Raw genomic sequence first — 11,584 nt, 5'->3', positions numbered from 1 at the left:
CGCTTCGCACAGGTCAGAAGGGTCCGTTGAAAACTGTGACGGACCGGTGATCGCTAGGGAGTGGACAAGAACCGTCTGTGGGGATACCGTTTCATCAGTGTCGCGCTCCCGGTAACCCCCAGGCTGGTTGAGCGCGACACCCTTTTTTATTTCAGGCCCCGCAGCGTGTGACGCGTGAAATCCCGCGTCTGCTCGACCAGAGCGCGTGCTTCGGGCGTGTGCGCGAAGCGAGACGCGGCCACTGTGCGCTCTACGAACTCCACCCGCCGGACAAGTCTTTCGGTCCGGCGTTCCGGTTCAAGCTCGCAAACCGGACGTAGTGCTTCGGCGGCGGCGTCGAGATCTTCGGTGAGCACCCGGGCAGCGATCAATTCCAGCAACGCGCGGACATCCGCGTTGCTCGGCTTCTCGCCGCGTGGCCGCGACTGGTACGCCACGAGGCACTGCTCGGCCAGTTCAGCCGCCGCGGCCCCGTTGCCGAGCCGCACATGGGTCGATGCCGCCAGCAGCAAGCCGGACGCCGGGCGCCACTCGAAGGACGTCCCACCCCACAACGAGTCCGATGGCGCAAGGTCGACGTAGCCCTGCGCTTGGACGAGCGCCTCCAAGGCACCGTCACGGTTGCCAATGGCCGCCAAGGCGCGCGCTTGGTTGTAGAGCAGACCGGCCTGCCTTGCCGCTGGCGCCGTCGGCAACTCGGGCTCGACCAAGGCCAATGCGGCGGCTGGCTTCTCGTGCCAGAACAGGATGTTGGCGTGCACGGTCTTCGCGTGCACTCGTAGCTCATCGTGACCTGCCAAGGCCGCGTGTTGCCCGGCCAGCTTCGCCTGACGACCGCCTTCGCCTGCGTCGCCGAGATCTTGCCGGGTGTAGGCGAGTAAGACGCCGAGGCGGCCCGCCAGGGCGTGCAAGTCGCGTACCTTGGCCTGCCGGGTTTCGTGGGCGAGCTGATCGCTCAGCATCGCCGAGGCGCCGGTCAGCTGACTGAGCCGGGCCCGCGGCAATATCCCGGTGTAGTCCTTGATCAGACGATGAACCTCGGCTTCGGCATGATCAAAGCTGGTCACATCCAGTGACGCTACGCGCAGGTACCGACAGCATCAACGGCAGCGACAAACGATCGGTGAATTCACCCGTTTCGCGGTTGCGGCGTCACGCTCGGAGGCACCCCCAGTGCGTGCCTCCGAGCGAAAACGTCGCACTCGAGCTTTCGGTAACCGTCATTTTCACTCGGGTGTCAGCCGGCGGGAAACTGCTCCGTCGCGGATCGGACACTACCGACGCGCGTGACCCTGCGTCAAGTGCGATGGACATCAAGTAGACACTAATGACCGGCGGCTGAATCCTGCCGTACCGAACTGGCAAAAGCTTGTACCGCAGGCGATCGGAGCGCACGGTGCAACTCGAGCAGATAACGGGTCTCCTCGTGCACAGTGGACTCTTCGGCCGCCAAAGCGGGCAGGAATGCCTTGTCGAGAGATCGATATCGTTTCGGCGAACCGGCGATACTTTCCCGGGTGGCGACTTCGAGCCACCGCGCCGTGACACCAATTCGCTCGTTTTTGGCGTCGTGCGCGGCTTGGTCGAGCAGTTCCGGCCAACCCCATGAGTCATAGAGGTGGAATGCGCTGTCGCGGATTTCGATGATGCGCCGGTGCAGCCGTTCCCAGGCGTTGTCCATCGTGCGGATGTCCTGCCACCGGGACATCGGTTCGGCCAACGAGATTTCCGGCGTCGCGGCCCTGAGCGAACGCCACAAGGAATACAGCCGGATTCGCCGGAAGTAGTACAGCACCGCGGTCCGCATCGGTTCGAACGCGGCCACCACACAACCCAACGGCACCATGATGAACCGGGCGGTGGACGCGTAGAACGCGACATCGCTGAGCACCGGCGAGCCGAACCACGTCAGCCGTTCACCCACGCGGATCACCGCGAACGGCACCTCCATCAGGTTGCCGATCGCCACGAGAGCCAAGCCCGCGCGCAAAGTCCGGCCGCGCACACCGGGCAGGTGACGCCACATCTGCCACGCCGCGGCGCCAAGCGAGATGCCGAGATACAGGAAAATCAGGAGGTTGTAGACCGCGAACGGGCCTTCCGGCGACGGCCGGAACCGCTCGGCGGGAGCGGCGACGTAGTAGCAGATGGTGATCGCGGCGGCGACGGCCCATGCCGTGCCCGCGCGGAACCAGCGCCCGCCAGCGGAATGCCACCACGTGCCCTTGCGTCCCGCGATGTGCACGACGAAACGCCATGTCACTGCCGCGTCCAGGACCGCGAACAAGCCGCGGAACAGGTTGTGAAACTTGGGATCGCCGGTGAGGTCATCGATCCAGACGGCGAACCACGACTGGATCGGGATGGCACCGAGCGCGACCACCACGAGCACGACCCACAACGGCCGTTGCTGCGGGTCGCGCACCATCGCCGGAGTACGGACCAGCACGACGAGCCAGACGACGGTCAGGATCACCCATCGTGAGATGTCCTCGAACATCAGGCGGCGCCGAACACAGCCGACGCCCGCTGCTCGAAGTCCCCACCGGGCGGGCGTTTCCTGGCCTGCTTGAGCACGACCGTCGCGAACGCCTCGGCGAGTTCCTCGTGCGAGGTGGTGTGCGGGTTGGCCATCGCCGTCGCGATCACGTCGGTCAGTCCGTCCGGTGTCGCGGGCGCCGCGTTGTGATCGGCGAGCATATGACAGATCTCGTGCAGGATGATGTGGTCGCGGTGGTATCCAGTCACACCGGCCCGGGAAATGATGTGGTCACGGTCGCCGTCGAAATACCAAAGGCCGAACGGCAGCGCCGCCAAATCCAGTTCGTGCAGCAGCAATGGCCGGCCGCGCTTGGCGGCGAGGGCCGTGCAGAGATCCTCGATCCGCCATGGTCTCCGCAGCTGCGGCAATCGCGCCGCGAGCTCGACTGCCTCGGCACGCGCCTGTTTCCACGTCATCGCCTGCACCGTCTCATGGGTCATGGAACAACGCCGACTCATCCGAGCACCACTCGAACCGCCATAAAAGCCCCCAATCGGTCTAACGATCCTCGGATCGCCGTTGACCGGAGGCAATGTCCAACGCCGTCCTGATCGCATCGAGCTGCGCCTGGTCGAAGGTGGCCAGCCGGGCCGCGAGGGCTTGCACCGAATCCTGGTTCGGCTCGATGTCTTCCTGCGGCGGATGGAAAAAGGACGGCTGCTTGCCGAAGAACCGGGCGAGCAGAACTCGTGTCCGGTCTGTCAGGTTTTCCGCCTCGCCGGTGAGGATGTTGTGCACATGGCCATGCGAGATCGTGTCACCGCCGTTGGCGACGGCGATATCAGCGGAGATTTTCCGTACCCCAGGGATACGCCCGCCATACTTCTCGGCCAGCAACGACTTCACCGCCGTGGCGAGCCAGGATTCCGGCCGTTGCATGAACTCACCCCCAACCATCCAGATCAAGGTCAACACGCCCAATGTACTCGACGGAACACGGACCGTTGTCGAGTAGTTCTACCCAAGCGCTCGAAGGACAGCGGAGCATAACCTTGCCGAAAGGGGATGAATTCCAGAAATCCGAGGGGTGGTACCAGCACCGTGGCCGCAGATCTGCTTGTGGACGTGCTCAACGCGGCCCGCGCGCACCGCTCCTGTCCAGCCATCACCGACCGGCGGACGACCATCACCTACGGCCAGCTGCTGGCCAGTGTCCTCGGCACCGCACAACGCCTGCGTGACAACGGATTCCAGGCCGGTAGCCGGATGCTGTTCTCGATCCGCCCTGGCGTGCGCGCGGTCGTTCTCGCCCTCGGCACGGTGGCGGCCGGTGGCACAGTTGTGCCTTTCCAGCCCGATGGCGATCCAGAGATGTTCGAGAGCCGCTTGGATCTGGTCAAACCGACGTGGGCGGCGGCCGAGTCAATTGTGTACGCGACGGGCGTGCCCGGAGTCCGGAGCTTCGCTCGACGCCCGGGCATTCCTTCGTACCGCAAGCTTGACGTCCGGCACATCCGGTCCGGGCCTTGGTTGCCCGGGGTGCCCCGGGGCGCGTTGTCGGCCGCGAAGTTGGCGGAACCGGTTCGCTTCAACGAGTTTCCGGCGTGTTCGCCGAATCAGGCGGCTGTCGTCACGTTCGCGACGGGTACGACCGTCGAGCACACCCGTGGCGCCCTCGGCACGGTTCTGCGCACGCTCGCGAGACGGGGCTCGCTCGGCACCGGCGATCAGGTCCGTACCGAGCACCTGCGGCTGGGCCTGCCCGCCCTGCTCACAGGTGCGCAGTGGACGATCGGCGCCACCGAACGATAGACCACAATGGAGCGTCCGACTCAGACAGGTGGAGTGACCTCCTGCTGTACCGACAGCACTTCGATCAGCCCGGCTATCTCCAGCGACCGGTAGGCAGCGCCGGTCGGCGTCGCCACGATCACCATCTCGACACCTTTGGCCACGGCTTGTTCCCTGCCCGCGATGAGTGCGGACATCCCTGCCGACGCAAGGAAGGTCACCCCGGTCATGTCGAGGATCAGCTTCTTGCCGTCCACCTCGCCGAGCGCGGTGCCGATCGCCTTTTCCAGGGTGGGCGCCGTACTCAGATCGACTTCCCCGACAAGGCCAAGCAGCCGCGCACCCGACACATCCCGCAGTGGTTTGACTTCGAGCAGCTCACCGACCACGTGTTCTCCCGCTCCTTCTGCCTCTCAGGGACTTGCCAGCGCAGTTACCCCAAAGGGCATGTGGATCAAACCTGCTTTCGCGCACGGAACGCCGCGGCCTTGATCCGGTTCTGACACGCTGTCGAGCAGAACCGCTTCGTGCCGTTGCGTGACACGTCCACGAAGACCCGGTCACACGCGGTCGCCGTGCATACGCCAAGCCGGTCTGACATGGGGTTTCCGAGCACGATCGCCAGCGCGGTCGCCATGGACGCGGCCCAGCCGCGCGCCCAGCTCGCCGAACCGGCGTGGAAGTGAATGTGCCACGGCTCGTTGTCGTGCTTGATCAGCCGGGGCACCGCCTGCGTGTCGGCCAACAGGGCGTTCGTCACCACGCAGGCCTGGTCGATGTGCCCGGTGTCGACCGCTTCGAAGATGGCTCGCAGCCTGCTCGCGTAGCCGCGCAGCTCGTCAACGTCCTTGCCCGCCGCTTCGGCTCCACCGGCCAGGCCGCTGACATCGGGCTCGTCGGCCGCATATGCCCGCCCTAGGGCTTCTCCGGGCGTGAGCACGTTGACCGCCTGCACGGCAGCCGCGACCACGTCACTCGCGTGACTGTCAAAGTTCAATTGACCAGTCACCCTCTCTTCCTCTAGCGTCACTGTCCAATAGCTTATCGACAGTGACGGGGTGGATCATGACGCAGGTGACCAGCGACGCGGCACAGACCTGGCTCGACCGGTGGGACGCGCAGCAGGAGCGGTACGTCGCCGACCGGGAAGAGCGGTTCACGGTGCTGTGCGACATCGTCGAGGCGGCCTTGGACGGCGTGGCCGAGCCGGTGATCCTCGATCTGGGCTGCGGGCCAGGCTCGCTGGCCGCGCGGCTGCGTGACCGGCTCCCGCACGCCACGATCATCGGTATCGACTCCGATCCGCTGCTGCTCGGCCTCGCCCGCGCCCACTACACCGGCATCACCTGGGTCGACGCCGATCTGAGCAAACGTGAGTGGCTGGCGGAAGTTCCGCCGGTGATCAACGCCGCGGTGTCGACCACGGCACTGCACTGGCTGAACAACTCCCAGTTGACCGAGCTCTACCGTACTTTGGGCAGCCTGATGGCGCCGGGCGGCGTCTTCATCAACGGCGACAACATCCAGCTCGGCGACTCACGGCTGGACAAGCTGGCCGAGGTCGTCCGGCGTCGCAGGGCCGAGCGTGTCGGCGTGCTGGACAACGAGGAGTGGGGCGCGTGGTGGGAAGCCGTCAACAGCTCGCCTGAGTTGTTGGAGCTCGCGCAGGCCTGGATCGAGCGCAAGGCCAAGACCGGCGAGCACACCGAGAGCACGCTTACCGTCGCCGGACAGGCGGATGCCTTGCGGGCGGCGGGTTTCGGGAGCGTGGCGCCGCTGTGGCAGGTCGGCGACGACCATGTCCTCGTGGCGATCAAGGCTTGAATGCCCGGCGGTAGGCGGCCGGAGTCGTCCGCACGGCGGCGACGAATCGCCTGCGCAGGTTGGTAGCTGAGGCCAGGCCGACCCGGTGGGCGATGGCCTCGACCGACAGTTCCGTCTCCTCCAGCAACGCCCTGGTCGCGATGATGCGTTGGGCCAACAACCAGCGGCCGGGGCTGGTGCCGAGTTGTTCGTCGAACCGTCTCGCCAGGGTCCGCGGCGAGACCTGCAGGTACGCGGCCATGTCCTCGACACTCAGCGGTTGGCCCAGCCGGTCGGAGACCCATTCCAGCAGGCGACCGAGCGATTGGTCGGGTTGCGCGATCGGCAGGTCGGCCGCGTACTGCGTCTGACCGCCTTCGCGGTGTGGTGGCAACACCATGTGCCGCGCCAGGTGCACCGAATGCGCGGCGCCGAGGTCATTGCGAACCAAGTGCAGCAGCAGGTCGACCCCGGCGCCCGCACCCGCGCTGGTCGCGACGTCGCCGTGGTCGATGTAGAGCACGTCCGTATCGACCTGGACCTTCGGGAAGAGCTCGCGCAGGTATTCGGTGCGAGCCCAATGGGTTGTCGCGCGGCGGTTGTCGAGCAACCCGGTCTGCGCCAGGGCGAACGCGCCCGTGCAGATCGTGACAATCCGACAGCCACGCTTATGTGCGCGTTTCAACGCTTTCAGTACCGCGGGTGTCAGTGGCGCGTCGATCGGGCGCCTGCCGGACAGGATCACGGTGTCCGCCTTGTCCAATGCGGACAGTCCATCGGTCACCACCAAGTCGAAGCCCGCGGTTGTCGGGACGGGACCGGGTTTCTCGGTGCAGATCCGGAATTCGTAGTGCCGCGTCAGGCAGTCCCGTTCGATCCCGAACACCTCGGCGGCACAGCCGAGCTCGAAGGTCGACTGGGTCGGATGGACGAGGGCGACCACACGATGCATGGCAATAAAGTACCCAAGGATGTCTTTTCTGACACTGGCCGGACTTCGGCCGCCGCGGGAAAGCTGGTGGCATGGATTTCGAATCGACCGTTGTCGCCGACGCACCGACCCGCGAGTTGTTCCCCGGCATCCGGCTTCGTCCACTCTGGACAGGACCGGACGGGGCCAGCGCGAACGTCGTGGAGATCGACGCGGGGGCATGCTGGGAGGGCAAGGACGTGCACGAACCAGGCCCGGAAGAGGTCTACGTGGTCAGTGGCGTGTTCAACGACGGCTTCACGGACTATCCGGCCGGGACGTTCATTCACGCGCCCGCCGGTTCGTGGCACATCCCGCAAAGCAAGACCGGCTGTGTGCTGTTCGTGTTCTACCCGGAGGGTTAGAGTCTCCGCCATGCTTCGTCCGTTAGCCGCCTTGGCATCGCTCGCGATGCTTGGCGGCTGCGCCACGACAACGACGGGGATCAGCGTTCCCGCGCCACCTTCCGAAACACCGATCACAACCACTGTTTCGGTTCCGCCAACCACAACTACCACCACCACAACGACCTCGGCCGCTCCTGCCCCGGCGCCGCCGCCAGCCCAGTTCGGCAATCCGGCTGGAAAAGCCGCCGTTCCAGCTGAGGCTCGGGCCGAGGACACCTCGAGACCCACTCGCGTCATCGGGGACGGCACTCCGGGAAGCTGCACCTCCCAGGCGGTGGTCACGACAGTCGCGGCCGGTGGGGTAATCACGTTCTCCTGCGGCCCCGCGCCAGTGACCATCACGATGAACGAGACCGCGAAAGTCAAGGCAAGCCCCAAGATCGTGCTCGATGGCGGCGGACGGGTCACGCTGAACGGCGGCGGCAAGCGCCAGATCCTCGTGATGGACGTGCCAAATCAGAGCGGCCCGCAACTCGTGCTGCAGAACATCTCGTTCACCGGCGGCAATTCGGCGACCGATGACGGCGGTGGCGCGGTGTACGTGCGTGGAGGCAAGGTCCGTGTCGTCAATACCCAGTTCTACAACAACCGGTGTGCCGCCAACGGTCCTGACCTTGGCGGAGCGGGGTTGCGCGTCAACCAGGCGCGCAGCGCGCCTGTGTACGTCGTGGGCAGCACGTTCGAGGACGGTTCATGCGCCAACGGCGGCGCGCTGAGTGGCTTGCACGTGACCTTCATCGTCCTTAACAGCGTTTTACGCAAGAACAAAGCCGTCGGCCGCGGCGCGAATCCGGCGCGGGCGGGCACCCCGGGCGGCGGAAGCGGCGGCGCGATCTACACGGACGGCGACAAGTTCACCGTCCGCATCGCAGGGTCCATTGTGGAGGACAACCATGCCAACGAAGGCGGCGGCGCGGTGTTCTTCGTCAGCAACGATCGCAGCGGATCGATGACGATCGAGGGATCCACGCTGCGCCGCAACCGCAGCGACGGGTTCGAGACGATCAAAGGGATCTTCTACCTAGGCACTGCGGAGAAACCCACGGTCAGCGGGTCGACCATCTCGTGAACCGATCCTAGGGCGCTTCGTGTTTGTCCAGCCCGGGTTCGTCGGGGCCGGATTCTTCCGGCTCACTGGTTTTCACGTCTTCCGGTTTGACGTGTTCGTCGGCGTCGCTGCGCAGTGACCTGATCCCGGAGTTCAGGACGGCGAGCAGCGGAACCGCGAGCAGCGCGCCCGTGATTCCCGCCGTCACAACGCCTGCCGAGATCACCAGCACGACCGCCAGTGGATGCAGCTTCACCGCCCTGCCAAGCAACAATGGCTGCAGGACGTGCCCTTCGAGTTGCTGCACCGCGATCACGATGGCAAGCAGGATCAGCGCGTCCAGCGGACCATTGGCCACCAACGCGATCAACACCGCGGCTGCACCAGCGACCACGGCACCGACAATGGGGACGAACGCACCGATGAACACCAACGCCGACAAGGGAAAAGCCAGCGGAACACCGAGCACGAACAACCCGATGCCGATACCCACAGCGTCCACTGTGGCCACTGCGACGGTGGCTCGGACGTAGCTGACGAGCGCGGCCAGTCCCCGACGACCGGCGACGTCCACGCGGGTGCGGTGGCCGTTGGGGACGCCGCGCATCAGGAATCCCCAGATGCCCTGGCCGTCGTAGAGCAGGAAGATCAGGGAGAAGAGCACAAGCAGCATCTGCGCGAGGCCTTCGCCGATGGTCAGCGCGGTGTTCAACGCCCCGCTGGTGATCTCGCTCTGGTTTCCGGCTACGGCCGTGACGATCCCATCGAGGAACCGCTGCAGTTGGGCGTCGCTCAGGTGCAGCGGCCCGTTGGTCAGCCAGGCAGAGATGGTTTCCACACTCTGCGAAAGCTGGGTTCGCAGAGCCGGAAGGCCATTGACGAACGTGGTGATCACGAACGTCAGCAACCCGCCGAAGATCGCAAGACCGCCGATGACGACAATGGCAACCGCTAGGCCACGCGGGACCCGATGCCGTACCAAGAAGGAGACCGCTGGCGCCAGCAACGCGGCCAACAGCAACGCGATCGCAAGCGGCACAACGACAGGCGCGAGAAAACCGACAACATGGCCGAGAACGTACAACGCCGCCGCGACGGCCACGATCCGCCAACTCAACGCGGCTGTGACACGCAGCAGCCGTGGTACCGAATTCCGCGCACTCTCCACAGATTCGGGCTGCCCTGACGGGCCCGGACCTAAACCGATTCGATCTTGCGCTTGTAGTAGCGAGCCACCCGCGCCCGGTTGCCACACGACGGCTTGCACCACTCCTGCTGCGGGTGGTCCTTGACGAAGTACCGCACGCACCGCGGCGCCGGGCACGCGCGTAGCTTGGCGCGGTCGTCGCTGGCGAGGAACTCGATCGCGGCACGCGCCAACGTGGCAAGCACGCCGCCGCTCTCGTACCGCAGGATGGGTTCGCCGTCTTCTGGCCAATCCAGCTGCGGCCGTACGGCTCCTGCGGCTGCGTTCACCTGCGCCAAGGCCGTCTGTGGGTCAAGGAGCCTGTTCGCGTCGGCTTTGCTGGGCTCACCAGGTCTGACGGCGTACGCGAACAACGACCGGACCGCCCGTCGCAACGCGACGACCTGTTCGCGGTCTGCGTCCAGGTCGCCGACGTGCGCACGGACCCACTGCCGGAATCCCTGCTCGGTGGCCAGGTCGTCGGCCACTCCGCCGTGGCCGTCGTGCCTGATCGTCGACGCCAACTGCAGGGCGAGTGCGGACATGACCACAGTCTAATGGACTTCCCCGGCGTACCCCATGTGAGATACGGTCGGCTAATGGGCTTGGTCGCGAACTCCATTAGATCGACGCTTCGAGGGCTGCCGTCCCAGGCGCCTCCCCTGCCAACGTTCGACATCTCGCAAGCCGCCGCGGACCCGACTGCCCAGTTCATGGCATGGTTCACCGAGGTGATCGACGCAGGTCTCCGCGAGCCGCACGCGATGACCTTGTCTACCGTTGATGGTCATGGCCGCCCCGATGCCCGCGTGTTGATCTTGAAGGACCTCGCTGAAGCCACGTGGTGGTTCTCCACCCACTCCCTGAGCCCCAAAGGCAGGCAGCTCACCGCGACACCCCACGCGGCCCTGACGTTCTACTGGCCCGCGTTCGGCCGCCAAGTCCGGATCCGCGGCGCCGTGATCACAGCCGACGGTACCCAGGACTTCCTTGAGCGCTCGCCTTCCGCTCGTGCCGCAGCGGCGCTGGGCAACCAGAGCAAGCCGTTGCTCGACCGTGCACCGGCGGCCCCGACAACCGAGTGTCCAGAGTGGCGGCTGTACGGCGTCAAGGCGTCGGAAGTGGAGTTCTGGCAAGGAGATCCTGGCCGCAACCACGCCAGGCTGCGCTACACCTCGGCCCACGATGGATGGGAGCGGACACCGCTATGGCCGTGAACCTCAACGTGATCTTCGCGGGCCATGCCCGCCTTGCCAACCTGATCGCCGGTCTCACCGATTCCCAGACACGAGCGGATTCCGCGTTGCCAGGCTGGTCGCGCGGGCACGTGCTGACGCACCTGGCCGAACACGCGAAAGCCCTGAAACGTCAGGCATCGTATGCCCTCGATGGCAAGCTGGTCGACATGTACGACGGCGGCCTGCCGCGCCGGGCCGCCGACATCGAAGCCGGATCCAGCCGCCCGGCCAGCGTCTTGGTCGACGAGGTGGTCCAGTCCGCCAAGGACCTCGAAACCACCTGGGCCGCAGTGGGTCCGGAGGATTGGGCACGTCCGGTGAAGTACCGGGACGGCACCCTTGAAGGTACCTTCCTGGCCAGGTGGCGCGAGGTTGAGATCCACAGTGCGGATCTCAACCTCGGGCCGGTGGCGTGGTCGCCGGAGTTCTGCGACTACATCATCGATTTCATGGCCCCGCGTGTCCCGCCGGGCATCAGCCTCGTGCTGCCCGACAGGACACTGGGCGTAGGCGAGCCGGTACGAGTGGCCGGTGACCTACCGGACATCGCCGCATGGCTCGCTGGACGCGGCGACGACGGTGTCACGGTCACTCGGCCGACCGAACTGGGCCCATGGCCTTGAGGCTGTGTGGCCGGGGCGGCCACGACCACCCCGGCC

Annotated in this window: 15 protein-coding genes; 6 read left to right on the top strand and 9 right to left on the bottom strand. The window is 65.9% G+C overall.

Going from position 1 to position 11,584, the window contains the following annotated elements; genetic code table 11:
- Positions 1 to 146 precede the first annotated feature (146 nt).
- The 4 genes from LWC34_RS13395 to LWC34_RS13380 all read right to left on the bottom strand — a co-directional run bounded on the left by LWC34_RS13395 (position 147) and on the right by LWC34_RS13380 (position 3,454).
- Entirely contained in the window at positions 147 to 1,067 is a 921-nt protein-coding gene (locus LWC34_RS13395) for a hypothetical protein (RefSeq protein ID WP_233725377.1), read from the bottom strand.
- A gap of 257 nt (positions 1,068 to 1,324) precedes the next feature.
- Positions 1,325 to 2,500: an MAB_1171c family putative transporter gene (locus LWC34_RS13390; RefSeq protein WP_233725376.1), complete on the bottom strand. Its 1,176-nt coding sequence runs from the start codon at positions 2,498 to 2,500 to the stop codon at positions 1,325 to 1,327.
- Complete coding sequence (locus LWC34_RS13385; RefSeq protein WP_233725375.1) at positions 2,500 to 2,982, bottom strand: hypothetical protein; 483 nt, start codon at positions 2,980 to 2,982, stop codon at positions 2,500 to 2,502. Before LWC34_RS13385 ends, LWC34_RS13390 begins: the two co-directional genes overlap by 1 nt.
- 58 nt (positions 2,983 to 3,040) lie before the next feature.
- Positions 3,041 to 3,454: a hypothetical protein gene (locus LWC34_RS13380; RefSeq protein ID WP_233725374.1), complete on the bottom strand. Its 414-nt coding sequence runs from the start codon at positions 3,452 to 3,454 to the stop codon at positions 3,041 to 3,043.
- 129 nt (positions 3,455 to 3,583) lie between these two features.
- On the opposite strand from LWC34_RS13380, the gene LWC34_RS13375 reads away from it, so the two are divergent.
- On the top strand, positions 3,584 to 4,294 hold the full coding sequence (locus LWC34_RS13375) for an AMP-binding protein (RefSeq protein WP_233725373.1): 711 nt from the start codon (positions 3,584 to 3,586) through the stop codon (positions 4,292 to 4,294).
- A 20-nt stretch (positions 4,295 to 4,314) separates the two neighbouring features.
- Here LWC34_RS13375 and LWC34_RS13370 read toward each other — a convergent pair whose 3' ends face one another.
- Entirely contained in the window at positions 4,315 to 4,662 is a 348-nt protein-coding gene (locus tag LWC34_RS13370) for an STAS domain-containing protein (RefSeq protein ID WP_233725372.1), read from the bottom strand.
- Between the two features lie 65 nt (positions 4,663 to 4,727).
- Positions 4,728 to 5,270, bottom strand: coding sequence for a CGNR zinc finger domain-containing protein (locus tag LWC34_RS13365; protein WP_233725371.1), 543 nt, complete (start codon positions 5,268 to 5,270; stop codon positions 4,728 to 4,730).
- 53 nt (positions 5,271 to 5,323) lie between these two features.
- On the opposite strand from LWC34_RS13365, the gene LWC34_RS13360 reads away from it, so the two are divergent.
- Positions 5,324 to 6,097, top strand: a complete 774-nt coding sequence (locus LWC34_RS13360; RefSeq protein WP_233725370.1) for a class I SAM-dependent methyltransferase — start codon at positions 5,324 to 5,326, stop codon at positions 6,095 to 6,097.
- Here LWC34_RS13360 and LWC34_RS13355 read toward each other — a convergent pair.
- Positions 6,087 to 7,028, bottom strand: coding sequence for a GlxA family transcriptional regulator (locus LWC34_RS13355; RefSeq protein WP_233725369.1), 942 nt, complete (start codon positions 7,026 to 7,028; stop codon positions 6,087 to 6,089). The genes LWC34_RS13360 and LWC34_RS13355 overlap by 11 nt on opposite strands.
- A 71-nt stretch (positions 7,029 to 7,099) precedes the next feature.
- Here LWC34_RS13355 and LWC34_RS13350 point away from each other — a divergent pair, with 71 nt between their 5' ends.
- Both LWC34_RS13350 and LWC34_RS13345 read left to right on the top strand, forming a co-directional pair.
- Complete coding sequence (locus LWC34_RS13350) at positions 7,100 to 7,411, top strand: cupin domain-containing protein (protein WP_233725368.1); 312 nt, start codon at positions 7,100 to 7,102, stop codon at positions 7,409 to 7,411.
- A gap of 10 nt (positions 7,412 to 7,421) precedes the next feature.
- Entirely contained in the window at positions 7,422 to 8,522 is a 1,101-nt protein-coding gene (locus LWC34_RS13345) for a hypothetical protein (RefSeq protein WP_233725367.1), read from the top strand.
- Between the two features lie 7 nt (positions 8,523 to 8,529).
- On the opposite strand, the gene LWC34_RS13340 is transcribed toward LWC34_RS13345, so the two are convergent.
- Together LWC34_RS13340 and LWC34_RS13335 are read right to left on the bottom strand one after the other, a co-directional pair.
- Positions 8,530 to 9,669: an AI-2E family transporter gene (locus LWC34_RS13340; protein WP_233725366.1), complete on the bottom strand. Its 1,140-nt coding sequence runs from the start codon at positions 9,667 to 9,669 to the stop codon at positions 8,530 to 8,532.
- Between the two features lie 29 nt (positions 9,670 to 9,698).
- The gene (locus tag LWC34_RS13335) at positions 9,699 to 10,232 is read right to left on the bottom strand and encodes a CGNR zinc finger domain-containing protein (RefSeq protein ID WP_233725365.1); all 534 of its coding nucleotides are present in this window, start codon (positions 10,230 to 10,232) and stop codon (positions 9,699 to 9,701) included.
- Between the two features lie 54 nt (positions 10,233 to 10,286).
- Between LWC34_RS13335 and LWC34_RS13330 the strand changes: the two genes are divergently transcribed.
- Both LWC34_RS13330 and LWC34_RS13325 read left to right on the top strand, forming a co-directional pair.
- Positions 10,287 to 10,904, top strand: a complete 618-nt coding sequence (locus tag LWC34_RS13330) for a pyridoxine/pyridoxamine 5'-phosphate oxidase (RefSeq protein WP_233725364.1) — start codon at positions 10,287 to 10,289, stop codon at positions 10,902 to 10,904.
- The gene (locus tag LWC34_RS13325) at positions 10,895 to 11,548 is read left to right on the top strand and encodes a maleylpyruvate isomerase family mycothiol-dependent enzyme (protein ID WP_233725363.1); all 654 of its coding nucleotides are present in this window, start codon (positions 10,895 to 10,897) and stop codon (positions 11,546 to 11,548) included. Before LWC34_RS13330 ends, LWC34_RS13325 begins: the two co-directional genes overlap by 10 nt.
- Positions 11,549 to 11,584 lie beyond the last annotated feature (36 nt).

Source organism: Kibdelosporangium philippinense, from assembly GCF_021390435.2.
Classification (GTDB): Bacteria; Actinomycetota; Actinomycetes; order Mycobacteriales; family Pseudonocardiaceae; genus Kibdelosporangium; species Kibdelosporangium philippinense.
Note: the sequence above shows the minus strand (reverse complement) of the source record. Positions and strands in the feature narration are given on the sequence as shown.

What these genes read in the sequence shown, in the direction of transcription:
- LWC34_RS13325 (WP_233725363.1), top strand. Translation starts at nt 10,895, where the DNA reads ATGGCCGTGAACCTCAACGTGATCTTCGCGGGCCATGCCCGCCTTGCC.
- LWC34_RS13330 (WP_233725364.1), top strand. Translation starts at nt 10,287, where the DNA reads ATGGGCTTGGTCGCGAACTCCATTAGATCGACGCTTCGAGGGCTGCCG.
- LWC34_RS13385 (WP_233725375.1), bottom strand. Translation starts at nt 2,982, where the DNA reads ATGACCCATGAGACGGTGCAGGCGATGACGTGGAAACAGGCGCGTGCC.
- LWC34_RS13345 (WP_233725367.1), top strand. Translation starts at nt 7,422, where the DNA reads ATGCTTCGTCCGTTAGCCGCCTTGGCATCGCTCGCGATGCTTGGCGGC.
- LWC34_RS13390 (WP_233725376.1), bottom strand. Translation starts at nt 2,500, where the DNA reads ATGTTCGAGGACATCTCACGATGGGTGATCCTGACCGTCGTCTGGCTC.
- LWC34_RS13335 (WP_233725365.1), bottom strand. Translation starts at nt 10,232, where the DNA reads ATGTCCGCACTCGCCCTGCAGTTGGCGTCGACGATCAGGCACGACGGC.
- LWC34_RS13350 (WP_233725368.1), top strand. Translation starts at nt 7,100, where the DNA reads ATGGATTTCGAATCGACCGTTGTCGCCGACGCACCGACCCGCGAGTTG.
- LWC34_RS13355 (WP_233725369.1), bottom strand. Translation starts at nt 7,028, where the DNA reads ATGCATCGTGTGGTCGCCCTCGTCCATCCGACCCAGTCGACCTTCGAG.